The sequence below is a fragment of the Paenibacillus sp. fava2 genome, assembly GCF_058313675.1.
This window is the reverse complement of record NZ_CM177755.1, coordinates 4,057,412-4,081,993: the sequence shown is the minus strand read 5'-3', so window position 1 is coordinate 4,081,993 and position 24,582 is coordinate 4,057,412. Positions and strand designations below refer to the sequence as shown.

Annotated in this window: 24 protein-coding genes; 17 read left to right on the top strand and 7 right to left on the bottom strand. The window is 52.4% G+C overall.

What is annotated here, in order from left to right; all coding sequences use genetic code 11:
• The first annotated feature begins 46 nt into the window (after positions 1-46).
• A complete protein-coding gene (locus AC4G46_RS17605; protein WP_491123873.1) occupies positions 47-883 on the top strand; it encodes a class I SAM-dependent methyltransferase in 837 nt (278 codons plus the stop codon).
• Positions 884-987: 104 nt separating this feature from the next.
• Here AC4G46_RS17605 and AC4G46_RS17600 read toward each other — a convergent pair whose 3' ends face one another.
• Positions 988-1,884 (bottom strand): LysR family transcriptional regulator, encoded by an 897-nt coding sequence (locus AC4G46_RS17600; protein WP_491123872.1) that lies wholly within the window; start codon positions 1,882-1,884, stop codon positions 988-990.
• Positions 1,885-2,199: 315 nt separating this feature from the next.
• On the opposite strand from AC4G46_RS17600, the gene AC4G46_RS17595 reads away from it, so the two are divergent.
• From AC4G46_RS17595 to AC4G46_RS17565, 7 genes are all read left to right on the top strand, one after another.
• Positions 2,200-3,156, top strand: a complete 957-nt coding sequence (locus AC4G46_RS17595; protein WP_491123871.1) for a phosphate ABC transporter substrate-binding protein PstS family protein — start codon at positions 2,200-2,202, stop codon at positions 3,154-3,156.
• Positions 3,157-3,300: 144 nt separating this feature from the next.
• The gene (gene pstC, locus AC4G46_RS17590; RefSeq protein ID WP_277815818.1) at positions 3,301-4,152 is read left to right on the top strand and encodes a phosphate ABC transporter permease subunit PstC; all 852 of its coding nucleotides are present in this window, start codon (positions 3,301-3,303) and stop codon (positions 4,150-4,152) included.
• A complete protein-coding gene (gene pstA / locus AC4G46_RS17585) occupies positions 4,149-5,045 on the top strand; it encodes a phosphate ABC transporter permease PstA (protein ID WP_068725194.1) in 897 nt (298 codons plus the stop codon). The genes pstC and pstA overlap by 4 nt, the downstream gene beginning before the upstream one ends.
• 62 nt (positions 5,046-5,107) lie before the next feature.
• Complete coding sequence (gene pstB / locus AC4G46_RS17580) at positions 5,108-5,881, top strand: phosphate ABC transporter ATP-binding protein PstB (protein WP_068725196.1); 774 nt, start codon at positions 5,108-5,110, stop codon at positions 5,879-5,881.
• A gap of 128 nt (positions 5,882-6,009) precedes the next feature.
• Positions 6,010-6,732 (top strand): MBL fold metallo-hydrolase, encoded by a 723-nt coding sequence (locus AC4G46_RS17575; RefSeq protein WP_491123870.1) that lies wholly within the window; start codon positions 6,010-6,012, stop codon positions 6,730-6,732.
• On the top strand, positions 6,733-7,308 hold the full coding sequence (locus AC4G46_RS17570) for a TetR/AcrR family transcriptional regulator (RefSeq protein WP_491123869.1): 576 nt from the start codon (positions 6,733-6,735) through the stop codon (positions 7,306-7,308).
• Between the two features lie 51 nt (positions 7,309-7,359).
• Entirely contained in the window at positions 7,360-8,040 is a 681-nt protein-coding gene (locus tag AC4G46_RS17565; protein ID WP_491123868.1) for an AlkZ-related protein, read from the top strand.
• A gap of 87 nt (positions 8,041-8,127) precedes the next feature.
• Here the strand turns inward: AC4G46_RS17565 and AC4G46_RS17560 are convergent, their stop codons facing one another.
• The 3 genes from AC4G46_RS17560 to AC4G46_RS17550 all read right to left on the bottom strand — a co-directional run bounded on the left by AC4G46_RS17560 (position 8,128) and on the right by AC4G46_RS17550 (position 10,979).
• Positions 8,128-8,301, bottom strand: coding sequence for a hypothetical protein (locus AC4G46_RS17560; protein WP_491123867.1), 174 nt, complete (start codon positions 8,299-8,301; stop codon positions 8,128-8,130).
• Between the two features lie 183 nt (positions 8,302-8,484).
• Positions 8,485-9,714, bottom strand: a complete 1,230-nt coding sequence (locus tag AC4G46_RS17555) for an aminopeptidase (RefSeq protein WP_491123866.1) — start codon at positions 9,712-9,714, stop codon at positions 8,485-8,487.
• A gap of 32 nt (positions 9,715-9,746) precedes the next feature.
• Entirely contained in the window at positions 9,747-10,979 is a 1,233-nt protein-coding gene (locus tag AC4G46_RS17550; RefSeq protein WP_491123865.1) for an aminopeptidase, read from the bottom strand.
• Positions 10,980-11,146: 167 nt separating this feature from the next.
• On the opposite strand from AC4G46_RS17550, the gene AC4G46_RS17545 reads away from it, so the two are divergent.
• Complete coding sequence (locus AC4G46_RS17545) at positions 11,147-11,422, top strand: hypothetical protein (RefSeq protein ID WP_491123864.1); 276 nt, start codon at positions 11,147-11,149, stop codon at positions 11,420-11,422.
• Positions 11,423-11,480: 58 nt separating this feature from the next.
• On the opposite strand, the gene AC4G46_RS17540 is transcribed toward AC4G46_RS17545, so the two are convergent.
• The gene (locus tag AC4G46_RS17540; RefSeq protein ID WP_491123863.1) at positions 11,481-12,827 is read right to left on the bottom strand and encodes a TrkH family potassium uptake protein; all 1,347 of its coding nucleotides are present in this window, start codon (positions 12,825-12,827) and stop codon (positions 11,481-11,483) included.
• 152 nt (positions 12,828-12,979) lie between these two features.
• Here AC4G46_RS17540 and AC4G46_RS17535 point away from each other — a divergent pair, with 152 nt between their 5' ends.
• The 3 genes from AC4G46_RS17535 to AC4G46_RS17525 are packed head-to-tail and all read left to right on the top strand — an operon-like array spanning position 12,980 to position 14,357.
• The gene (locus tag AC4G46_RS17535; protein WP_491123862.1) at positions 12,980-13,333 is read left to right on the top strand and encodes a VOC family protein; all 354 of its coding nucleotides are present in this window, start codon (positions 12,980-12,982) and stop codon (positions 13,331-13,333) included.
• 44 nt (positions 13,334-13,377) lie between these two features.
• Positions 13,378-13,812: a GNAT family N-acetyltransferase gene (locus tag AC4G46_RS17530; RefSeq protein WP_491123861.1), complete on the top strand. Its 435-nt coding sequence runs from the start codon at positions 13,378-13,380 to the stop codon at positions 13,810-13,812.
• Between the two features lie 38 nt (positions 13,813-13,850).
• Complete coding sequence (locus AC4G46_RS17525; protein WP_491123860.1) at positions 13,851-14,357, top strand: GNAT family N-acetyltransferase; 507 nt, start codon at positions 13,851-13,853, stop codon at positions 14,355-14,357.
• Between the two features lie 93 nt (positions 14,358-14,450).
• Here the strand turns inward: AC4G46_RS17525 and AC4G46_RS17520 are convergent, their stop codons facing one another.
• On the bottom strand, positions 14,451-15,767 hold the full coding sequence (locus AC4G46_RS17520; protein ID WP_491128911.1) for a hemolysin family protein: 1,317 nt from the start codon (positions 15,765-15,767) through the stop codon (positions 14,451-14,453).
• 115 nt (positions 15,768-15,882) lie between these two features.
• Between AC4G46_RS17520 and AC4G46_RS17515 the strand changes: the two genes are divergently transcribed.
• Both AC4G46_RS17515 and AC4G46_RS17510 read left to right on the top strand, forming a co-directional pair.
• Positions 15,883-16,650 (top strand): DUF1836 domain-containing protein, encoded by a 768-nt coding sequence (locus AC4G46_RS17515; protein WP_491123859.1) that lies wholly within the window; start codon positions 15,883-15,885, stop codon positions 16,648-16,650.
• Between the two features lie 81 nt (positions 16,651-16,731).
• On the top strand, positions 16,732-17,946 hold the full coding sequence (locus AC4G46_RS17510) for an MFS transporter (RefSeq protein WP_491123858.1): 1,215 nt from the start codon (positions 16,732-16,734) through the stop codon (positions 17,944-17,946).
• 49 nt (positions 17,947-17,995) lie between these two features.
• On the opposite strand, the gene AC4G46_RS17505 is transcribed toward AC4G46_RS17510, so the two are convergent.
• Positions 17,996-18,439, bottom strand: a complete 444-nt coding sequence (locus AC4G46_RS17505) for a hypothetical protein (protein WP_491123857.1) — start codon at positions 18,437-18,439, stop codon at positions 17,996-17,998.
• 290 nt (positions 18,440-18,729) lie between these two features.
• On the opposite strand from AC4G46_RS17505, the gene AC4G46_RS17500 reads away from it, so the two are divergent.
• Genes AC4G46_RS17500 through AC4G46_RS17490 form a run of 3 tightly spaced genes read left to right on the top strand, consistent with a single transcriptional unit; the run spans position 18,730 to position 24,035 of the window.
• Positions 18,730-20,520: a TerB N-terminal domain-containing protein gene (locus AC4G46_RS17500; RefSeq protein WP_491123856.1), complete on the top strand. Its 1,791-nt coding sequence runs from the start codon at positions 18,730-18,732 to the stop codon at positions 20,518-20,520.
• Entirely contained in the window at positions 20,521-21,840 is a 1,320-nt protein-coding gene (locus AC4G46_RS17495; RefSeq protein WP_491123855.1) for an ATP-binding protein, read from the top strand. It abuts the gene before it with no gap.
• Positions 21,837-24,035 carry a DEAD/DEAH box helicase gene (locus tag AC4G46_RS17490; RefSeq protein ID WP_491123854.1) on the top strand — a complete coding sequence of 733 codons (2,199 nt, stop codon included), beginning with the start codon at positions 21,837-21,839 and terminating at the stop codon, positions 24,033-24,035. Before AC4G46_RS17495 ends, AC4G46_RS17490 begins: the two co-directional genes overlap by 4 nt.
• Positions 24,036-24,582 lie beyond the last annotated feature (547 nt).

Sequence of the window (24,582 nt, the reverse complement as noted above, 5' to 3'; positions counted from 1 at the left end):
AGATACAGACAACCAAATTTAATAGTTTAAAGGGGTATTTAATATAATGAATGAACAAAATTTGGATGAACAACAAGATCCGCAGGCTGTGATTGCGTCCAGTGAAGAGACATGGAACGAGGATACGTATGCTGCCTGGACAAGCAGGTTCGGAAAACCGGCTGAAGCAGCAGCCAAGCTGGCGAAAGACCCGCAGGCCAGACTATTTCCGCTTCATACTTATCTGGGTGAGGTTGCCGGTAAAAAAATAATGAACCTGATGGGTTCAAACGGAATGAAGGGTGTAGCACTGGGGCTGCTTGGAGCAGAGGTAAGTATAGCCGATTTTTCTGAGGCAAATGCCAGATATGCAGCCGAACTGGCGGAAGCAGCAGGCGTGGAGCTGAATTATATGGTGTCTGATGTGTTGAAGCTGCCCGAAGAAGTACTGAACAGCTCATACGACATTGTTTTTGCCGAAATGGGGATTGTCCATTATTTCACTGATCTTGCGCCGTTTATGGATACGGTCAACAGGCTGCTTGCTTCTGGAGGCCGGTTTGTACTGCGTGATTTTCATCCCGTCACAACCAAGCTGATTTCCTCAAAAGGCTCCACCGCCAAAGTGCGCAAGCACAAGGTGGACGGAGATTATTTCGACACCACGCTGGAGGAGAAGAAGGTATCCTACTCCAAATACCTTCCGTCAGCAGGGCAGCAGCCCGGAAGTAATGTGAAGCACAGTGTAGTATACTGGCGCCGCTGGACATTGGGTGAGCTGGTAACGGCAGCGGCACGCAGCGGGCTTGTTATCTGCGAACTGGTTGAAGAGCCCAATCTGTCCTCGGACGTCTATGACAAGGGCATTCCCAAAACCTTTACCCTGGTGGCCGAAAAAAGATAGCAAGAAAAAAGGAACAAGCAGACAGTACTTCGAAAGTGCGGCCTGCTCGTTCCTTTTTTTTGTTGCAATTAAGTTAATGGCATTAATTATAATGATTAACTCCATTAATTAATCTGGTGATCCATACCTGCGGCCATATCGATAAGAGCCTGCTGCAATGGTGTCAGTGTATGATCCTTACGCCAGGCAAAGGCAAACCGTGCTGCCGGCACAGTCCCCGGAAGCGGAGCCCAGCGCAGGCTGCCAAGCGCAAGCTCGGAACGGATTCCCGCCAAGGAAAACACACCTACCGTCCCGCCCTCCATAACCATCCTTTTATAAACTTCCGGATGATTTACAACCGCATGATTCCATAAACGTACAGTATTGGATTGTGCCCAGCTGTCTGTAGCATTGGAGAGATAGGAAGCGGGTTCATGCTGAATCCATGGTTCAAGGGCTACGCCCTCCGGGGAAAGCTGTGCTTCCCGGGCGAAGGGATGGTCAGGAGCAAAAATGAGTACAGTGTCATCCCCGCTAATATCCTGCGTCTGAAACGACTCATCTTCATTCTCCGCCATATGAAGCACCGCCAGCTGGATATCCCGGCTGCGCAGCCGCTCCCTGACTGTACTATCGTTATGCACGCTGAGCGCGGCATCAATTCCCGGATGCAGATTAATGAATTGGGACACTATTTTCGGTAAAACATATGTACCAGGTATATAAGAAGCTTCCAGCTCAAGGTTTCCCGAATTGAGGGAAGAGAACTGCTTGAGGCTGCGTTCCGCTTCAACGGCCAGCGATACAATACGTACAGCATACTGATAAAGCGCACGGCCCGCATCTGTCAGCAGTACGCGTCCGCTGCGGTATTGGAAAAGGGAAGTGCCCAGCTCAGACTCCAGACTTTTCATATGAAAGGAGACAGTCGGCTGCTTCAAGCCGAGTTCGGCGGCCACATCTGTAACCTTTTTATATTTTTCAATCAGGACTACAATTTGCAGTTTCGTTATATTCATGATTTCCTCCGGCTAAATGGTGTTCAAATGTTAGTTTATCTCTCTAATATAGATTATATCTATAACAATATACATTTTCTATTAGTATTTTTATCTTTCGTTTTACAAAACGAAGACTTTTCTCTAACGAACGAGCTCTAGAATAATAAGAGTAAAGCGGAGAGAAAACATAGAGGAAGCTTCCAAAGTGAGTTTTGTACGAAGCAGATTCAATGGACACAAACACACAAAACCTAAGCTTATGCTTCCGAAGCGAGTTTTGCGGAGTGAGTAAAAAAAGCATGGGCTAACAAAACTTTAGGAGGAACAAAATCAATGCAATTCAGAAAATCGTGGATCATGGCTTTGGCACTTACTAGCGTAGTAGCACTTTCGGCATGCGGTAACAGCAACAATGCGACAACGAATAACGGGGGCAATAACGCAGCTGCGACAAACACACCTACAGAAAACAGCAGCAGCGGAGCAGATTTGAGCGGATCCATCCTGGCTTCGGGTTCTACAGCACTTCAACCACTGGTTGAGCAGGCGGCTGAAAGCTTCATGGATGCTAACAGCGGCGTTGACATTCAAGTACAAGGCGGCGGCAGCGGTACTGGTCTTACCCAGGTTGCTGAAGGCCAGGTAGATATCGGTAACTCTGACGTATTTGCAGAAGAAAAATTGAAGGATGCCGATGCTGAAAAAGCAGCTGCACTCGTTGACCACCAGGTAGCGGTTGTTGCTATTGCAGCAGTATCCAACCCGGACGCAGGTGTCGACAGCCTGACTAAACAGCAGCTGGTTGATATTTTCACCGGTAAAATCACAAACTGGAGCGAAGTTGGCGGTGCTGACCAGGCGATCCAGATCATCAACCGTCCAAGCAGCTCCGGTACACGTGCTACCTTCGAAGCTTTTGCACTGGGAACAAAGACTGAAGACCTTCAAGGTTCCGTACAAGAGGATTCCTCCGGTACTGTTAAGAAAATGATCGGTGAAACTCCAGGAGCAATCGGATACCTGGCACTGTCCTACCTCGATGACACTGTAAAAACACTGAACTACGACGGTGTTGAACCATCCGTAGACAACGTAGTGAGCGGAGACTATCCGGTATGGGCTTACCAGCACATGTACACTAACGGCGAACCGAATGAAGTTGTAAAAGCATTCCTCGATTACATGCTGACTGATGAAGTGCAGAACGGTGATGTAGTTGAGCTGGGATACATTCCTGCCTCTGCAATGCAGGTTTCCCGCGACGTTGAAGGCAACGTAACAAAGAAATAAATAAAGCTTTAACACAGGATAAGATCCATTAGATCAAGTGATTAGAGGCGGAACTCTTCTGCCTCTCTTTTCACTTTAGAAAGAGGGAGCATCTTGCGGGGAAAAACAAATACAAAAAAGATCGAAAAACATCATATTGAGGACATGGTTGGGCGTATATATATGTCCCTTTGCGTACTGCTTCTGATCGTGATCATTGTTTCAATGGTCTATTTCGTAGCGTCCAAGGGTATTGCCAACTTTATCAGCGGTGAAGTGAAATTGACCGACTTCCTGTTCGGCACTAAATGGGCGCCTGAAGCAGACACACCGTCTTATGGAGCTTTGCCATTTATCACAGGTTCCTTCCTGGTTACTTTACTTGCTGCACTGATTGCCAGTCCGCTCAGCATCTGTGCTGCGCTGTTCATGACTGAAATTGTTCCAGGCTGGGGGAAAAAGCTGCTGCAGCCGGTAATCGAGCTGCTGTCCGGTATTCCGTCAGTTGTATACGGCTTTGTAGGTCTTAGCGTTATCGTTCCATTCCTGCGTGACACATTTCCCGGCCAGGGCATCGGGGTTGCTGCAGGCGCGCTTGTACTGTCGGTCATGATTCTGCCGACGATCACAAGCGTGGCTGCAGACGCGCTTGCTTCTTTGCCGCAAAACTTGAAAGAATCTTCATTTGCGCTCGGTGCCACCCGTTGGCAGACGATCTCGCGTGTCATCCTCCCGACTACAATGCCGGCTATCATGACCGGTGTAGTTTTGGGGATGGCCCGTGCGTTCGGTGAAGCTCTTGCTGTTCAGATGGTTATCGGTAACGCGCCTTTCGTACCGCGCTCGCTCTTTGAATCGGCCTCCACGCTGACCAGTGTCATCACGCTCAGCATGGGGAACACAACGATGGGCTCGACGATTAATAACGCGCTGTGGAGTATGGCGCTGGTTCTTATGCTGATGACGTTCGTATTCGTCCTCCTCGTAAGAATGCTCGAAAGGAGAAATAAGATTTGAAGCCGAAGACAGCAGACAAAATTGCCACGACCCTTATCGTATTTTTCGCATTGCTGATTGTAGCAATCCTGATCGGACTATTGGGATACATTCTTGTACGCGGGCTCAATCATATCAGCTGGGATTTCCTGACCTCGGCTCCGCAGAAGATCCGCGCAGGCGGCGGGGTAGGGCCGCAGTTATTTAACTCCCTCTACCTGCTGGTGCTGACCTTGCTCATTACCATTCCGCTTGGCCTTGGCGCCGGTATTTTCATGGCGGAATATGCCCGTCCCGGCAAGCTTACGAACTTCATCCGTCTGATTGTGGAAGTACTGTCGTCCTTCCCTTCGATCATTGTCGGCCTGTTCGGCCTCTTGCTGATTGTCAACTTTTTTGATCTCGGATTCTCCTTGCTGTCCGGTGCGATTGCACTCACGTTCTTCAATCTGCCGCTGATGGTGCGGATTACAGAGCAGGCTTTCCGCACGGTGCCAAAAGCGCAGAAGGAAGCCGGCTTTGCCCTTGGACTATCCAAATGGAAAATTGTAACCTCTGTGTTACTCCCGGTAGCCCTGCCAACCATCATTACCGGAACGATCCTGTCCGCAGGCCGTGTCTTCGGTGAAGCGGCAGCACTTATGTTCACGGCGGGGATGAGCAGCCCGCGTCTGAACTTCTCGGACTGGAATCCGCTGCACTCAAACTCACCGCTGAATCCTTTCCGTCCGGCTGAAACGCTGGCGGTGCACATCTGGAAAATCAACAGTGAAGGCCTGGCGCCGGATGCCATCCAAATCGCAGCCGGAGCTTCAGCCGTTCTCGTAATCATGGTGTTGCTGTTCAACCTGCTGGCCCGTTATTTCGGCAGATTTATTTACCGCAAGCTGACAGCATCCAAAAGAATAAATTAGTTGCAATATTAAGATGAGTTCACGTTCTACAATCATTTAGGGATAAACAGGAGGAGTAAGAGATGGGAACAGCGGCAGCGGTGCGCGAATCATTTCAAACAGAGAACCTTAGTATTTTTTACGGGACTTACGAAGCGGTAAAGGGAATTAGCCTTCCTTTTGCCCAAAATACCGTTACAGCGCTGATTGGTCCATCGGGCTGCGGTAAATCAACGTTTCTCCGTTCACTGAACCGGATGAATGACGATATCTCCGGCTCAACGACCAAAGGCAGCATCTGGATTGACGGAGTGGACATTAACGCACAGGGTACGGATGTGATCAAGCTGCGCCAGAAGATCGGTATGGTCTGGCAGAAGCCGAACCCGTTCTACAAGTCCATCTACGAAAACATTGCATTCGGCCCGAAGTATCACGGCGTGAAGGGCAAAGCAGCTCTGGATGAAATTGTAGAGAGCAGCCTGCGCCGTGCCGCGCTGTGGGATGAGGTCAAGGACCGGCTGAAGGATTCCGCACTCGCCCTGTCCGGCGGACAGCAGCAGCGTCTGTGCATTGCCCGTGCGTTGTCTGTTAACCCGCAAATTCTCCTGCTGGATGAGCCAGCTTCCGCGCTTGACCCTGTATCAACAGGGAAGGTAGAGGAGCTTATTAAGGAATTGAAGGAAGACCTGCGGATCGTTATTGTTACTCATAACATGCAGCAGGCAGCCCGCATTTCGGATTACACTGCGTATTTCTACCTTGGTTCACTCGTCGAATATGACAAGACCGAGAAGGTATTTAGCAATCCGGAGAACCAGATGACCCAGGAATACATTATGGGCCGTTTCGGCTGATAGATAATAAGCAGGAAAGCATCCTTCGGGGTGCTTTTTTTGTTTGCAGCGATGATAACACTTGAAAAACTAATGTCATTAGTTTATATTATAACTAATATCATTAGTTTTATTGGGGGGAGATCCGTATGAGAGTTATTCAAACAGGAAATTTACTGCAGCTTACCTGGTTTCCGAAGCTTTTTCCCGTCAATTGTTACCTTGTTGTTGAGGAGAATGAGCTGACCCTTATTGATGCGGCTATGCCGTTCAGTGTAAAAGGAATTATGAATGCCGCAGCCGGGCTGCAGAAGCCGATCACACGTATAGTGCTGACTCATGCCCATGGCGATCATGTAGGGGCACTGGATGAGCTGAAGAGGCAGCTTCCGGCGGCCAGAGTCTACATCTCTGAGCGGGACGCCGATCTGTTAAGAGGGGACCGGACATTACGGGCTGATGAGCCGCAGATGCCCTTGAAGGGTTCAGTGCCAAAGAATATTACTACAGTGCCTGATGTCCTGCTGCAGGAAGGCGATCTTATCGGTTCCCTGCAGGCCGTTAGCACACCTGGACATACACCTGGATCAATGTCCTTTTTGGACCAGCGCAGCAGGGCGCTGATTGCGGGAGATGCGTTTCAGACTTTCCGTGCTACAGCTGTAGCTGGTACGATAATTCCGTTGTTTCCTTTTCCGGCGATGGCTACCTGGCATAAAGAATTGGCACTGGGAAGCGCCATTAAGCTTGCAGAGCTATCTCCGGCTGTACTGGCGGCAGGTCACGGCAATATGCTGACAGAAGAACCTGTACAGACGATGAAGCAGGCGATCCGGCAAGCTCAGAATGCTTTGAATAAAGGAGGCCGCTAAATGTCACCCAGAGCCGGTTTGGATAAACGTACCCTGGTGCTTGCAGCGGCAGAACTTACTGATGAACACGGTATGGAGGGGGTGACGCTCGCCCTGCTGGCCGCAAAGCTGGGCGTGCGCTCCCCGTCCCTGTATAATCATGTTAACGGGCTCAAGGAGCTGCGTACTCTGCTGGCTGTATTCGGGCTGGAGCAGCTCTATGCCGTAATGTCAGCCTCATTAGAAGGAGTCAGCGGGGAGGCGGCAGTGCATGCTATCAGCAGAGCCTACGTTACGTTTGCGCAGCAGCACCCCGGTCTGTACGAAACAACGCTGCAGGCGCCGGAGCAGGGCAATGCAGAGCTTGAAGAAGCCGGTGCGAGAACCTTGCAGTTAATTATCAATGTTCTGTCCGGCTACGAGCTGGGCAGAACTGGCGGACTGCACGCAGTCAGGGGATTAAGAAGCATTCTGCATGGCTTCGCCGCACTCAGGAACAAGGGCGGCTTCGGGATGCCGCTGGATCTGGAGGATAGCCTGACCCGGCTGATCGATTCTTATATTGCCGGAATCGGATGTATGAGAACCGTGGATTAAGCCGCAAGAGAACTGCTGGATGAAATCTAACCTAAGGGAGAGATGAGCTGGATGGAAGAGCAAGGTATTGTAACAACCTATGAAGAGATGACAAAGGTAGTGGGCAGGCTGGGAATACTGCCGCTGGCCCAGCTGATTCCCGGACATCCTTCGGTAAACGGATTAACTAAGGCCGAGAACTGGCATACCGGGTCAGAGCTTGATCCCTGGTCATGGCGGGCCAGGTTCCCCGGGGAGGGGTTAGCCGGCTATGGCAAGTTCATCCGCAAAAAAGCCGTCTTGGTTTCGCGGGATTGGTTCCCGGCCTTTGTCAGAACTACAGGCAGCTCAATGGAGCTTGAAGAACGGTACAACAACGGCCTGGCCAGCAGGGAGGCGGTTGTCCTGCTGCAGATCATCCGCGGCAATGGGGGGATTGAAACACGTGAACTGCGTGCACTGGCCCAGATGAAGGCTAAGGAGCAGAAGACGGCTTTTGACAATGCGCTGAATGAGCTGCAGGGTACAGCAGATATCGTCATCTCAGGTGTCAAGGCGCGGTTGAATGCAGAAGGGGAAGTTAACGGCTGGAACAGCACCTCCTTCGAAACAACCGGTCACTGGATGCAGGAGAATAATCTGCACGTGTTTGAGGGATCACGAGAGGAAGCATCAGATTGGCTACATACGGCAATGGACAGCGCATGGGCGCCGGAAGCGAAAGCCTGGATCAGCAAAGTATTGTCGATCTAAAAAACGAAGGATGTTCCTGATGGCCGGGTCACGGCCGGGGAACATCCCGGTAAGCGCTTTCTAATTCGATTATATAAGGAGTCAGCTCTACAGCATTGGGGCCAGGTAGGCAATCAGGAAATAAAGGAAGCCGAATAGAAGCATGATGTAGGCTGTGTATTTGATGGCGTTGGAGGCTACGATGCTTGCGTCCGTGGGTGGCTGAACCTTGGTGCGCCCGTTTTCCACGCGCTCCGGTTCCTGGGACAATGACTCTTTCATAGTGTTCCCTCCCTATTATAGTTAAATCTAAGAATTGGCAATACAATCCTTATTTGTATTGTGACATATTTGTGAATAAAATTCAACAATATTGTGAATGAATATTGAACAAAAGTTAAAATTTAAGCAAAAAGCCCCCGGCCATTGGAAAATGGCAGGGGGCTTTTATAATACTTTTAAGTTTTAGGCCCAGTTTCCGGCGCGGAAAATCGGTTCGATCTTGCCGTCATCCGTAATCCCGTCGATATTCATCTCCGGTGAACCCATCATAAAGTCCACATGGGTAAGGCTGTGGTTCATTCCATGCTCGGCAAGCTGATCCTTGGTCATATGAATGCCGTCCTGGAGGGTGAAGGCATATGCCGCCCCCAGAGCCAGGTGACAAGAGGCATTCTCGTCATACAAGGTTGTGAAATAGAGTATGCCGCTCTCGGAGATCGGCGAATGATATGGAACCAGAGCTACTTCACCGAAGTATGCGGCACCCTCATCCATTGCGAGGAGCGAAGCCAGCGCTTCATAGCCGACTTCTGCGGTAAAGTCAGTCACTTTACCATTCTCCAGGGTCAGGGTGAAGCGGTCGATAATATTCCCCCCATAGCTAAGCGGCTTGGTGCTGCTGACAGTTCCGTTCGCGCCGGTCTTGAGCGGTGCGGTGAATACTTCCTCCGTCGGAATGTTAGCGAGGAAAGGAACACCGCGTCCGTTGACCGCACCGGCCTGACACCAGATATGCCCTTCAGGCAGCTCCAGGGTCAGATCCGTGCCGGGAGCTGTGTAATGCAGCTTACGGTATCTGCGCTCGTTGAGAATATCGCAGCGCTGCTTCAAGCCGCCCAGATGCTTGCTCCAGGCTTCCACCGGGTTCTCCTGATCCGCACGGACTGCCTTGAAGATGGCGTCCCAGAGCAGGTCTACCTGCTCTTCAGGCGCCGCCTCCGGGAATACCTTGGCTGCCCATGAGACCGACGGATAGGCAACGATGCTCCAGCTGATCTGATTGGACATCAGCATCTCACGGTAAGGAGCCATGGCTATACCTGCAGTACGCTGATTGTCTGCAATCCGGCTGGCTTCAATGCCGTTCAGCAGATCCGGATTGGTAGACACGACGTTAAGGAATGCCGCACCATTACGGCCAAGGTCCTCCAGTTCGTCTGCATGCCATTTTGGCGGCTCGAGAAAGCTCTCGGAAGGCGCGAGCTCATATCGGGTCCGCGTTACAAATTCATCGCTGTAATTGACTTTGACCAGCTTAGCACCTGCTTCATATGCCTTACGGACTATCAGACGCACCAGCTCCGCAGATACGATATCCGCGTTAATGACCAGGGTTTGTCCGGGTTGGACATTGACTCCGATTTTTACCGCAAGCAGTGCATAATTCTCCAGCTTTTGCTTGAAATCCAGCATAGGTTCAGCTCCCCCTAAATGTCTCTGTAAAATTAAAATGCCCAGTTACCCTTAAGGAAGACAGGCTCCTGTGATCCGTCTTCATGGATTCCGTAAATATCCATCTCACCTGAGCCGATCATGAAGTCAACATGGGTAACACTTGTATTCAGACCGTTCTCAACCAGCTCATCCTCGGTCATTTCTTTGCCGCCTTCCAGACAGAAGGCATAGGCTGTGCCAATCGCCAGGTGATTGGAGGCATTTTCGTCAAACAGGGTGTTGAAGTACAGGATATTGGACTCGGAGATCGGCGACTTATGCGGTACGAGCGCAACCTCACCGAGGTACTTGGCTCCTTCATCAAGGCCGATCAGATATTCAAGAGAATCCTGGCCCTTCTCAGCGCTCACACTGACAATCCGTCCATTCTCAAAGGTAATGGAGAAGCCGTCGATAATGTTTCCGCCGTAGCTGAGCGGCTTGGTTGCTCTAACGGTCCCGTTGACACCGGTTTTGAGTGGTGCTGTAAAGACTTCCTCAGTCGGCATATTGGCGACGAACGAATGTCCCTTGGCGTTAATGCTGTCACCCTGGGCCCACAGGTGGCCTTTAGGAAGCTCGATGGTCAGGTCGGTACCTGGTGCTATGTAATGCAGGCTCTTGTATTTTTTTGCGTTAAGAACATTCGCTTTCTGCTCCAGGGTATCCAGGTGCTCCTGCCAGGCAGCAACAGGATCTTCGCGGTCCAGGCGTACTGTGTGGAAAATAGCCTCCCACAGCTTATCAACACGTTCCTCAGCAGGTGCATCCGGGAATACCTTATCAGCCCACGCCTGTGACGGAATCGCCACGATGCTCCAGCTTACTTTGTCGGACATCTGCAGCTCACGGTATTTTTTGAGCGCTGCTCCGCGTGTCTTCTGGAAGTTGGCAATCCGCTCCGGATCAATGCCTTTCAGCGCATCCGGATTCTCGGCGATTACATTCAGGAAGGCTGCTCCGTTCTCGGCGAATTCAGTCATTTCACCGGCAAGCCAGGTCGGTGCTTTGGTGAACACCTCCGGAGCGGCATGCTCGAACTGCTGGCGGGTGATGAATTCATCACTCCAGTTCACTTTTACCAGGCTGGCTCCCAAGGCATAGGCTCTGGCAGTAATCAGACGAACGAATTCCGCTCCGGCAATCGGCGCATTTACAACCAGAGTCTGGCCGGGCTGGACATTGACTCCGACTGTGGCGGCGAGGTCCGCATATTTACTGAGCTTTGCTGCAAAATCAGTCATTGGTTTTCCTCCAGTTTATTCTTTTTTTTAGTGCTGGAAAGCATTGTACTAAATTATTAACCGCCGGATGAAAAAAGTCAATTACTCCAGTAAAGAGAGGAAATATAATGGTTATAAATGCTATACTATGGTGGTGTGATTCATCAGAAGAAAGGCAGGAAAACAGCATGAACGTAGAAATTATCAAAGCCGAGCTGAAACATGAGGAAGACAAGAGCTTCGTGGGAAGAACGGTATTCACTGTGGAGCAGCATAAGCACCCGTATGAAATTACCTTTTTCAGCAAAAAGGGCAGTGAGTGGGATTACAGCCTCAGCTTTGCCGGTGAACCGGGAAGTGAGGAGCAGTTCCTTGAAGTGGACGGGCTGCTGGAGAACGATGATGATTTCTTCAATCAGCTGCTGGACGCCGCCCTGGATACTCAAGAGGATACCGAAGAATAGTACAACACAAAAATGCGACCTCTTAGGGCAGAAGCTGCCTCCCAAGGGTCGCATTTTTTTAACCGATCGTAATATTGCCTTCCGGATAGCGGAAAAGCTCTTTATTCTTCTTCGGCTTAATGGCATAAGCCAAAGTCAGCGGTCCGGTACGGCCAACAAACATCAGAATGATGACCAGGATTTTGCCGGGGGTGGTCAGCTCCGGGGTTAGGCCCATCGTAATGCCTGAGGTGCCGAATGCCGATACAGCCTCAAACAGCACGGTCAGAAAATCAGCACTTTCGGTAACAGACAGCAGCATTGTAGCAATTAGGACAAGCATCAGCGACAGCAGGGTCATTGTAATAGCTCTGTAGACGTTATCTTTGGAGATCCGGTGCCGGAACATAACGATGTCTTCCTTGCCCCGGATTTTGCTGTAGGCGGTGTCGACCAGGATGGCAAAGGTGGTAATTTTGATCCCTCCCCCGGTCGATCCGGGTGCAGCCCCGATAAACATTAGCAAAATCATGAGAAACTGGGTTGATTCACGCAGCAGGGGAATTTCGATTGTTGTCACTCCTCCGGAGCGAGGTGTAATGGCCTGCAAAAAGGATGCCATGAGCTTGCCGCCGGCGTGCAGCGGTTTAAGGGTTGTATTCAGCTCCAGCCAGAAAAAGACAGCCGCCCCGATCAGAATCAGCACTGCTGAGGTGGAGAGGACAACCTTGGAATGCAGGGTCAGGCGCTTGCGTTTCGGAAAATCCACAATATCCGACAATACGATAAAGCCGATACCGCCGAGGAAGATCAGCAGCATAGAAGTAATGTTGACGATCGGGTCTTCCACATACCGGGTAAGCCCGCTGAACGGCCCGTGAACATCACCGAACAGGTCAAAGCCGGCATTGTTGAAGATAGATACACTATGAAAGAGTCCGTAATAAACTGCTTTACCGGCCGGCATATCCATAATAAATCTTACTGTAAACAGCATGGCCCCGATTAGTTGAATAACGAGCGAGTAGATAAGTACCCGGCGGATCAGCTTCACTATTCCCTGCATGGAATTCTGATTCATTGATTCCTGCAGCAGCAGCCGCTCCTTCAGAGAAATACGCTTGTTCAGCACCAGGGTAATCAGCGTTGCCATTGTAACAAAGCCGAGGCCGCCGAACTGGAAAAGCACCAGCAGCACGATCTGGCCGAACACCGTGAGCTGGGTGCCGGTATCAATTACGGCAAGCCCGGTTACACAGGTTGCGGATGTAGCCATGAAAAGGGCGTCAATGAAGGAAATCCGCCCGCTTGTTGAAGCGGCAGGCAGGCACAGCAGCAGGGTTCCGATTGCAATAAGCAGTACGAAGCCGAGCGATAAGATTTTGGGCGGTGTCAGTTTTAAATGCCCGAGCGATATATTAGCCAAACCATCAATCCCCCGAAGTCTTGTAGTAATCCTCCAAGATTATAGCATAAGTTACAGCCGGTTCACTAAAGGGGAAGGGAATTGGCGGATTTTATCGAATAAGTAAGGCTGTGAAACCAATTCTGCAGATAATAGAGGAGGCTATGCTTGCTGTGACAAGTCCGATTATGAATCAGATTGGTGCCGTCTTCATCCCTGTAAGTGACATAGAAAGATCGAGAACCTGGTATTGCAGCTTACTGGGAATTCCGGCAGACGGGGAGGTGTTGTTCGGACATTTGTATGTGATCCCGATGCAGGGCCCCGGAATTGTTCTGGACAGCAAAATTTTTACGTCCGAATCCGTACTGAAAGTGCCTGCCTTTCATTTAAACACAGAGGATATTGATGCCGCCTATGATTTCGTCAAAGCAAGCGGCGCCGAGCTACTGACCGATATCGAGCATGACCATTGGTTCAATTTCAAGGATCCTGACGGAAACGTCCTGATGATCTGCCGCTGCTGACAGCGGCTTTTCCGGTGACAGTTAAGCCTTAAAAAGGAGGCTCGGTGCTATTGATCAGAGAAGCATTACCGCAGGATGCCGGCGCGCTTGAGGCGTTGTACCGGCAGCTCCTGCCGGACCATCCTGACATCCGGGTATCACCGGATAGAATCAGCACCATCCGTTCAAATCTGGACAGCTATTTGTTCGTTTATGACAGGGAGGGCGAGCTGGCGGGAACGGTACACCTGCATCTGTGCATGGATGCGCTCAGCGGCGACCGCCCGTTCGCCGTTAATGAACGTGTCGTGACCGCTTCACGTGTGCGCGGGCAGGGAATCGGAGGCGCCCTTATGCGCCATGCCGAAGAAGCGGCAAAGAGCAGGGGAGCCCTTAAAGTGATGCTCTCCAGCAACGCCCGCAGGCAGGAAGCCCACCGTTTTTATGAACGGCTGGGCTATGACGGTGAAGGAAGCCGGCTGTATAAGAAATATCTGTAGAAATAGACAGAGGAATGACATAATTGGAGGACTTGTTTATGAATGTATTATTCAGAAATCTTGTCCCGGAGGATGCCGGCAGGCTGCTCAGCCTGCAGCATTCCCTGGATGAGGAGACTGCTTTTATGCTGCTGGAGCCGGATGAACGGCAGACGGGCGTGCAGCAGGTCAGGGAGATGATAGAAAGCAAGGAGAGGTCGGTTAATTCCATTCTGATCGGTGCCGAAGCAGATGGTGAGCTGGCCGGGTACATATCCGTTAGTGGCGGTGACTTGAGACGGATCAGGCACAGCGCCTATATTGTGATCGGCATCCGCAAAGCCTTTCAGGGTATGGGGATCGGCAGCGGGTTGTTCCGGGAGATGGAGGCATGGGCTCGCTTAAGCGGAATTGTCAGGCTTGAGCTGACTGTGATGGCCCATAATGAACGCGGAATTGCATTGTACAAGAAATGCGGCTTCGAAATTGAAGGGATGAAGAAGAAATCCCTGTACATAGACGGTGAATGGATTGATGAGTATTATATGGGCAAAATTCTGGACTGAAATAGAGTCCAGCAGCGGTACAAAGTACTGATCCTAATACACAAAGGCGCCCCATGGCAGGGGCGCCTTTGTGTTAGTTATATATAAACTGAATTATTCCGTTAGCAGTCCGTCTGTTTCTTTCTCGCCGATTACCACTTCGACCTTGCGTATCCGGTTCTTGTTCATTTCCCGGACGATCAGTGTAATATGCTCATGCTCCATGCTCTTGCCGATAGCAGGTTCGGCCATGTGGCTGTACAGCCAGCCGCCGATTGTGGTTACTTCATCATCATGAAGGTCAATTCCTGCCCGTTGCTTAAGCTCCGCAAGCGATACCTTACCGTCGAACAGGTAGCGGGACTCATCAAGCTGTTCCACGCTCTTGCTCTCGTCTCCGTCGAATTCGTCGCGGATCTCGCCGACAATCTCTTCGAGGATATCTTCAATCGTGATGAGACCGGAAGTGCCGCCGTATTCATCAAGCAGCAGAGCAATATGTACACGCTCCACCTGCATGCGGGTCAGCAGTGTCTTAACCGGAGTTACCTCGGATACAGTAAGCAGCGGAAGAATCAATTTTTTGAAATCAAAATCAGGGTCGTTATCATATTGCAGATAAAGCTGCTTCGTATTGATCATCCCGATAATATTGTCTTTACTGCCGTCCGCAACCGGGAAGCGGGTGTACTGCTCTTTACGGATGATATCAAAGTTCTCCTGGAGTGTATTATCGGTGAACAGACAGATCATATCGGTCCGCGGAACCATAATTTCCTTTGCCAGCATTTCATCAAAGTTAAAAATGCGGTTCACATAGCCATACTCAGCTTTGTTGATCTTGCCGTTCTCGTAGCTCTCGGAGAGAATCAGGCGGATCTCCTCTTCGGAGTGCGCATCCCCGTGCTCACTGGCCGGCTTCATACCGAACATACGGACCAGCAGATTGGCCGAGCCGTTCATCAGCCAAATTAAAGGGTAAAGAATTCTGTAGAACCAAATGATCAGCGGTGAAGTAAATTGACCGATTTTTTCCGGAATGTTGATTGCAGCTGTCTTGGGAGCAAGCTCACCGACAACAACGTGCAGGAAAGTAGCGATGATGAAGGCCAGGAAGAAGGCAATCGGTTCACTGACACTGTGGCTCACATTAGCGAGGTCAAACAGCGGCAGCAGCAGCTGCTCAAAGGCCGGTTCGGCAAGCGCCCCGATCCCGAGTGCTGTAATGGTAATCCCGAGCTGACAGGCGGAGAGATAACCGTCAAGGTTGGCAGCCACCCGCTGCACAGCCAATGCATTCTTCTTGCCGTCGAGGACCATCTGGCTTACCTGGCTGCCTCTAAGCCGTACTACTGCAAATTCCGTCGCTACAAAAAAAGCGGTTAATACAATCAAAATAGCCACCAACGTCAAACTAAGTCCTATACCCATAAAATCTTTACCATCCCTCTCGTCGTTAAAATAGGTTATACTCATATTATGAGTTCATATGAACTCATTGTACGAACTTTCGTTTGAAAAATCAAATGGCGGAGGGGTGCCATCAATGCAAGCTTTCACATTAAGCCGTAAGGAAATGTCTGCTCTCCTGCTCTCCCTGACGGATAAAAGTGAACAGAAGCCGCTACATATCCTGCAGGAAGCGTGGGCGAAATTCCATCAGGAGGAAGTGCGGAAGGGGAGATCTCTCACTGCTTTTTTGTCTACCGATATCCCGCCGGTTCTGCAAAAAATCATTAAAGGCAACAGAATTAACGGACTCTCGCTCGCAGATATTGCCGCCCTTGGCAAACTCATTGAATATTCCACTTTGTCAGCTACTGCGATGCAGAACTGGGTCAAACGCGATTTCAAGGAATATCTCGGCTCGCCCAGGCTGGGCAGGAAATACTCCGTTAATCAGGCTGCGCTTCTATTTATAATAGACGATTTGAAGGCCTCGCTGGATTTCGAAAGCATCCGCCAGCTCTTCCGTATTCTGTTCCTGCAGCCTGAGCGTGACGACGACGATCTGGTTGAACCGGCAGAGCTGTATTACGGCTACGCGGAGCTCTTTGAGGACATCAAACGCAGTCCCGCGCTGCAGGCACAGGGAGTAGCCGAGCGAAGCGCCAGCAATGAATATTCATGGAAAACAGACAGTACCCTCAGGGGGGCGATGGAGAAAATGATGGACAGGTTGACCCATCTTACCCGGTCCCAGAAGGATGCGGTGCGCAATATGCTGATGATTGCGGCGATTTCAGTGCAGACCTGTTATTTTCAGGCGCTGGCAAGACAATACTGTAATGCCGCATTATTCCTTGATTTTTGACTGCTGCAAATTTAGAATGTACTGGAGTAAACAATGGTTACAGGCTGCATAGCCGATAGACGAGAAGAGGTGCATGGGTAGATGAGTCAAATGACGCTGCTGCGTAACCCGAAGCAGCGCAAGCTGCTGCTGAGCGCAGGCTTAAGCTGGATGTTCGACGCGATGGATGTCGGAATGGTTTCCTTTGTCGTTGCGGCGCTGGCTAAAGAGTGGTCGCTGGGCCCGGAAAAGATCGGGCTTTTAACCAGTATAAATTCAGTGGGGATGGCTGTCGGGGCTGCTGCGGCAGGTATTCTGGCCGACCGGTTCGGCCGCAAATCGGTGCTGCTGTGGACGCTGCTGATCTTCTCGGCGGCGAGCGGATTATCGGCATTTGCCACAGGGTTTGCCATACTATGTGCCCTGCGTTTTGTAGCCGGCTTCGGCCTTGGCGGAGAGCTGCCTGTGGCTTCGACGCTGGTGTCCGAGAGCATGCCGGCGGCGGAAAGAGGACGGGCTGTCGTCCTGCTGGAGAGCTTCTGGGCGTTAGGCTGGATTGCTTCGGCGTTAATCGCGTTCTTCATTATTCCGGATTATGGCTGGCGTGTCGCGTTTGCCATAGGTGCGGTACCGGCGCTGTACGCCCTGTATTTGCGGAAGGCGATTGATGATTCACCGCGGTTCACCGAGATGAAGAAGCAGAAGCCTGTGCCGCTAGGCAAGCGGATTGCAGCGGTGTGGTCTTCGGAATACCGCCGCTCAACCATTATGCTGTGGATTCTCTGGTTCACTGTTGTATTCTCCTATTATGGGATGTTCCTCTGGCTGCCGACCGTAATGGTGCTGAAGGGCTTCAGCCTGGTGAAGAGCTTCGAATATGTGCTGATTATGACGCTCGCCCAGCTTCCGGGCTACTTCACTGCCGCATATTTTATTGAGAAGTTCGGCCGCAAGTTCGTGCTTGTAATCTATCTGCTGTTCACTGCTGTCAGTGCCGCCTGGTTCGGCAATGCAACAACGGAAGGCATGCTGATGGCAGCAGGGATCTGCCTGTCCTTCTTCAACCTTGGCGCCTGGGGCGGCATGTATGCCTACAGTCCTGAGCTCTACCCGACAGCGGTCCGTTCGACCGGTGTGGGGCTGGCAACCTCCTTCGGGCGGATCGGCGGTATTCTGGCGCCGCTGCTGGTCGGAGTGCTTGTAGGGAAGGATGTAAGCATCAGCACCATCTTCATGCTGTTCTTCGTAACCATTGTCATCGGGGCACTTGCCGTGCTGGTGCTTGGCAAAGAAACAAAGGGAACAGAGCTCACTTAGAACGTTCAGAACGAATAGCCTGCCGGATAATTTCGGCAGGCTATTATTTTTACGATCTTCGTTTCTTTCTTTTCACAACAATAGAAATCATAATGGCGAGCAGCGGCAGACCCGCAGCATACCCTAGCATTGACCAGTCGAATGAAACTCCGCCGGCATATTCTCCGTTATAGTCCGCTCTAATAAACGTTCCATTATCCAGTTTGACCGCAATCGCCTCATTGACGTTAACGCCTTTTATACTGTAATATTTAGTCCCCTTCGGGTAGCAGTTCGAAAAATTACCGGAGTAAGTGCCTTCCTCATCCGAATATTTTGTAACCTGGCCGATCATCGAATCCACTTCCTGGGCTTCTACCTGTTTGTCCGAAATGACATAAGACTCTCCTTCATTTACAACAAATCTGTTCGCCCAATCGGCATGCATAGCCTTTACTGCCAATAAAGTGCCGGCAAGACAGAACGCAATCAGCAGAAACAGAGATTTTTTCAAATGATCACTCCTTCCATACAATTATTAGACGGGTACATTTTAGTATTGTTGCGCTTTTACAGCTATTGCGGACTAAGCAGTACTATAGTATATTCTTTCTTGGATACACAAACGAACGTTCTCATTGTCCGGCTTTGCGCGTGACAGATGCTAATCATAAGATCTTGAGGCGCAGCGCGCTCAGGGTCTTATTTTATAGGCAGGCCGCGAGCCGTTAACTGCTGCATCAGGCAGACACGCATATGATATAATGTTGAAATGACTAATGTTTACGAGTGGGGAGATTACGGATGGCGAGAGACAGGCAGGGCCTGCATTTTTCGGAGCTGGTCTGGGAGAGTACAGAACAGGATATGGCGGTTCCACCGCGGGAATCCCGACACAACCCGTCTGAAGAGCACAGCGCTGTGAAAAAAAAGACGTCCAAAAGCGGACAGGCTGACGGAACCGCTCCGCAGCAGCTGCAGCTGTGGGATCTGGAGCAGGGCAGTCCGCCGGCTTCAACAGGGCCGTCTGTACAAAAGGCGGAACAGCCCAAAGAGTGGAATGTGCCGCCCAAGGAACCCCGGATGAAGTCTGCTCCTCCGCTGCCGCGTGTAGCGCCATCCGCTTCGCCCGCCAAGAAGGAGACCGAGAGCGAGTTCGTACAGCGTGCGGCTGAGCTGGAGGATATAACTGCAGATGAAGCAAAGCTTGTCCCGTTCAAAAGCTACTGGCCGACCTACAGCCATATGACCGCCGAGCAGAGCCGCTGGTATTTTTACTGGCGTAATGAAGTGAGACAGGGGAGGTATCCGAAGACGGATCTGTCTTACATTTTTCTGCATGTGTATGAGCTGATTAACGGTATCGGCTGGCGTGATCCGAATGACGGTTACCGGCAGCTGGGGCTGATCTGGGAAGCTTACCGGGCCCAATATAAACGGCTGGATCAATACCTGGGCAGCTGGATGGCGGACTTTTCATTTGTACACAAGCTTGACGTTCCCCTGTCGCTGATCGTTGCGCGTACACGCGGATTATCCGGTGATCTGGCGGAGATCGAACTGCTTCGCTGTCTCAGCACCGCCCCGGAGCAGCTGACCTTCGAGGTTCTGACTGTGATGTCCGATTATGATATCAGCAAATCCAAGTTCTATGCCGGTGAGGGAAAAGAAGCGGCTGAACGCTACATACCGCAGGTGGTAGCCTTAATCGACGCGTATGTCGCGAGGAAGCACGGGGCACGGCTGATCGAAAAGTTCCCTCCGGGACCTCCGGTCATGCGGGAGCGCTACCTGTTCCGCAGCGCGGTATATGATATCTCACAATACGGCTATTCTGTACTTGTACCTGTTGTGAGGATCAGCAAGCTGCTGCCGCTGCGCAGCCTGATTACCCGCCTGTTCCGGCTGACCGAGAACAAGCTGCGGGAGCTTACGGGCTTCCGCGGCCGGCTGAAGGATATCCGGATAGACCCGGATATGGACGAGCTGATCACCAAATACCTGCAGCGGGAATTCCGCAAAGCAGAGCAGGAGGCCAAAGGCCCGGCAGTTGTGATCGACAGGGCGAAGCTGGAGCAGCTGCAGAGCGATTCCGAGGTTGTCCGCAGCCTGCTGACAGTAGAGGTATATGATGAGCCGTTGACGGAGCAGGAGTATGAACCGGAAATGGTTCAGGATAAACGCCTGAATCAGGATTCTGACCAGATAGAGACAGGGAAATTGGTACCTGAACAGATTTTAATAGAAGCTGAGAACAATCTGGAACAGGATTACCGCCGGCCGCTTGCGGACAATACTGCAGCTGAAGGAGAAAGTGCTGTTGTACAGACGACAACCGGTGTCCCTCCAGAATGGGAGGAGCTGAGCGCAGAATTGCTTCCGCTGCACCGGAAGGTGCTGCTGGCGCTGGCCGCGGATAACGGGACTGCCCAGGTTGACAGAATTGCCGCAGCTGCCGGAACGATGGCAGAGCTGCTGTATGATGAGATCAATGAGCTTGCGGTGAATATACTCGGTGATCTGCTGATCGACGGCGGGGAACTGGCTGAGGAATGGAAGCCGATGCTGGATTTATTTAATGAGGTGAATGATTAAATGGGTGAATTAAAAATACCAAAGCGGATGACAACGGCTCTGGTCAATTCCCTGACTGCCGGGGTCGTGCCGCGGATCGGGCTGGAGCATATCGCTGTCGGCCGCCGGCCTGAGGTAGAGGCGATCCTCCGGGATATGGAGAACATTGCGGACGGCGGCGCGGCCTTCAAGCTGATTACCGGCAAGTTCGGCAGCGGCAAAAGCTTTTTGCTGCAGATTATCCGCAACTATGCGATGGACCGTGACTTTGTGGTGGCGGATGCCGATCTGTCGCCTGAGCGCAGGCTGGTGGGCACGAAAGGGCAGGGACTGGCAACCTACCGGGAGCTGATGAGCCATCTGTCGACCCGCACCCGTCCGGACGGCGGAGCGCTGGAGATCATGCTGCAGAAATGGATTATGGGTCTTCAGCAGGCTGTGATGCAGGAAAAAGGGCTTACTGCGGATGCCCCGCAGCTTGCTGAAGAGGTGGAGCAGCGGATTTACAGTGTCGCTTCCGGGATGCGCGGCTTAGTGCACGGCTTTGATTTTGCCAAGGTGCTGGCGTCTTACTGGAACGGCCATAAGCTGGCCGAGGATGAGCTGAAGCAGGATGCGCTGCGCTGGCTGCGGGGCGAATTCGCCACCCGGACAGAAGCGCGCAAGGCGCTTGGTGTCGGCGTCATCATTGACGACGATAACTGGTACGATTATATGAAGCTCTGGGCGGAATTCACCGGGGCGATCGGCTATAAGGGACTGCTGCTGTTCATTGACGAGGGTGTGAATCTCTACAAAATTACCAACAGCGTCTCCCGGCAGAGCAACTATGAGAAGCTGCTGACCATGTTCAACGATACCATGCAGGGCAAGGCGGAGCGCCTGGGCATCTTCATCGGAGGTACGCCGCAGTTTGTCGAGGACGGGCGGAGAGGCCTGTTCAGCTATGAGGCCCTTCGTTCACGGCTGGTTGCGGGACGTTACGGTGCGGCAGGATTAAGTAATTTTACCGGGCCGATCATTGCGCTGGAGATGCTCTCCCATGAGGAAATTCTGGTGCTGCTGCAAAAGCTGCGGGATATTCATGCCCTGCACTACGGCTATGAAGCAAGACTGACCCAGGAGCAGCTGGTGCATTTCATGGAAGAGGCAGTGGGCAGACTGGGTGCGGACGAGCTGCTGACCCCGCGCGAAATCGTGCGTGACTTCATGGATCTGCTGCACACGCTGAGCCAGCACTCTCAGCTGTCTTTTGAGAAGCTTGTCGGTGAGCGGACGATTAAACCGGATGCAACCGATGAGAATGATCTGGACGGCCTGCTTGCGGAGTTTGACCTATGAGCAGCAACCCGTTCTACAGGCTTGCTCCGTTTATTAAAGAGTTTATCTACAAAAACCGCTGGGAGACATTGCGCGAGGCCCAGGTGGATGCCTGCCGCGTGCTGTTCGACACGCCGCATCATCTGCTGATCGCCTCCGGGACGGCTTCAGGGAAGACGGAGGCGGCTTTTTTTCCGGCGCTGACCGAGCTGTATGAGCGGCCGTCCGATTCCGTGGGAATCCTCTATATCGCGCCGCTCAAAGCACTGATCAACGATCAGTTCACACGGTTAAATGATTTGCTGCGCGAAGGCAACATTCCGGTCTGGCACTGGCACGGTGACGTGCCGCAGGCCGACAAGACCAGGCTGATGCAGAAGCCTTCCGGCGTGCTCCAGATTACGCCGGAGTCGCTGGAAGGCCTGCTGATGAACCGGCCGAATGCCATTCCGGCCCTGTTTCATGATCTGCGCTTCATCATCGTCGATGAAGTGCATGCGTTTATGGGCGCCGACCGCGGCATCCAGGTGCTCAGCCAGCTGGCGCGGATCTCGCGGATGGCCGGCTGCCATCCGCGGCGGATCGGGCTCTCCGCTACGCTCAGCGACTATGCCTCCGTGACGGAGTGGCTGGCCGCCGGTACGCGCGAGAGCGTAGAGGTGTCCGCGCCGCAGGGCGGGCGCAAGCTCCGGCTAAGCGTGGAGCATTTCTCGTTCCCGGATGCGCGGGACGAGGTGCAGGCCGAGCGGCTGGAGCAGGCGCGGCAAAGCTATTACGGGTTCATCTACGACCACACGCATCTGAAGAAGGCGCTGGTCTTCACGAACAGCCGCACGGATGCGGAGGAGACCATCCTCGAGATGCGGCGGGTGGCCGCGAAGCGCGGGGAGCGCGACGTGTTCCATGTGCACCACGGCAGCATATCGGCGATGCTGCGCGAGGAGACGGAGGCCGCGCTCCGCGAGGGCTCCGGCCCTGCCGTTGCCGCAGCGACGCTGACGCTGGAGCTGGGCATTGACCTTGGCGAGCTGGAGCGCGTACTGCAGCTCGGCGCGCCTTACAGCTGCGCGAGCTTCGTGCAGCGGCTGGGGCGGTCCGGACGGCGCGGCGATGCCGCGTCCGAGATGATCTTTGTCACGCCCGAGGAGGAGGACGAGGAGGCGCAGCTTCCCGCGCGGATGCCGTGGACGCTGCTGCGGGCCATCGCCGTTATCGAGCTGTACGTACGCGAGAAATGGGTCGAGCCGCTGAATGTGCGGCAGCTGCCGGTAGGGCTGCTGTATCATCAGACGATGAGCATCCTCAAGAGCATGGGTGAAGCCGAGCCGGAGGATCTGAAGGAGGCGGTATTGACGCTGCCTTCCTTCCGCGGGATTGATCCGGCGGACTATGATGCTTTTATGGAGTATATGATCGCGATGGGTCATATCGAAATGATGGATGAGGGCACAGTGCTGATCGGGCTGGCCGGCGAGAAGATCGTGAACAACTTCCGTTTCTACGCGGTGTTCAAGGATGATGAGGAGCATGTCGTGTACAACGGCACCGAGGAGATCGGCTCTATTACCACCGTGCCGCCGCCGGGCTATTGCTTCACCCTAGCCGGTAAGCTGTGGAAGATCGAAGAGGTCGACAACCGCCACAAAGCGGTCTACGTCAAAAGCTCGCGCGGTAAGGTAGACACCCTATGGCTTGGCGCAGGCGGAGATGTGCATACCCGCATCATGACCAAGATCCGCGAGGTGCTGGGCTCGACAGCGATTTATCCATACCTAGCGCCAAGCGCAGCCGCCCGGCTGGAGCGGGCACGCCGGCTGGCGAAGGAGAGCGGGCTGCTGACCCGTGAGGTGCTGCCGGCCGGCGGCGATTCGATCTTTATCCTGCCTTGGGCGGGCAGCAGACAGTTCCGCACCCTGGAGCGTCTGCTGAAGAACAACCTAAAGGGTCCGCTTGGACTGCGCTCCGTCGTGCCGATGGAGCCTTACTACATGGTCGTCGCCGGCAAGGCGGATGCTGAGACGCTGGAAGCGGAAATCCTGGCGGAAACGGCCGCTGCGTCCGACCCGCTGTCCTTGCTCAGTAAGGATGAAGCCCCGTACCTGGGCAAATACGATGAATTCATCCCCCATGACCTGCTGCGCAAGGCCTTTTCCCTGGACGGGCTGGATGTGCCCGGCCTGCAGGCCGTGCTGGATAAATGGCAGCAGGGGCTGTAAGAGGGAGAGAGACCATCGGCGGGACCTGCCCCAGTGGGCTATGGTGAGCGAGATTTGCAGCATGATTGCCTTTTGTGCAACTGATTCCACGCCAGCGGGAGCAAATTGCGATCTGTCTCTCTAGAGACCGTTATTAGGCAGATTCTCTTGGAAGCTGCTGTATGAAATACAATCGACTTTATGGACGGCGTTACTATAGAACACTGACCCTCAGAAAAGGAGCAGCTGCGGCTGCTCTTTTTGTCGTTAATTTTAGTTACGGTGACTATTGATATATCTAAGTGGATAAATGACACCTATTTAATGGAAATAGTGCTTGTAACAGATTCTAGTTGGAAAAACGCCACTTAATCACCACGATTTCGCTCCGAAAGCGGGATTCTGCCCAATCTAAGTAACGATTCTCCACTTAATAATCCTCAAACCCGATAAACATCGTATTTAAGTAGCAAAAATCCACCTAAACCGTGCATCCATACAATCTGCGAGTCTCAACTGCGGATACTATCCCGCTCCAACCCGCCATCGAGGACACCCCATTTCAGCA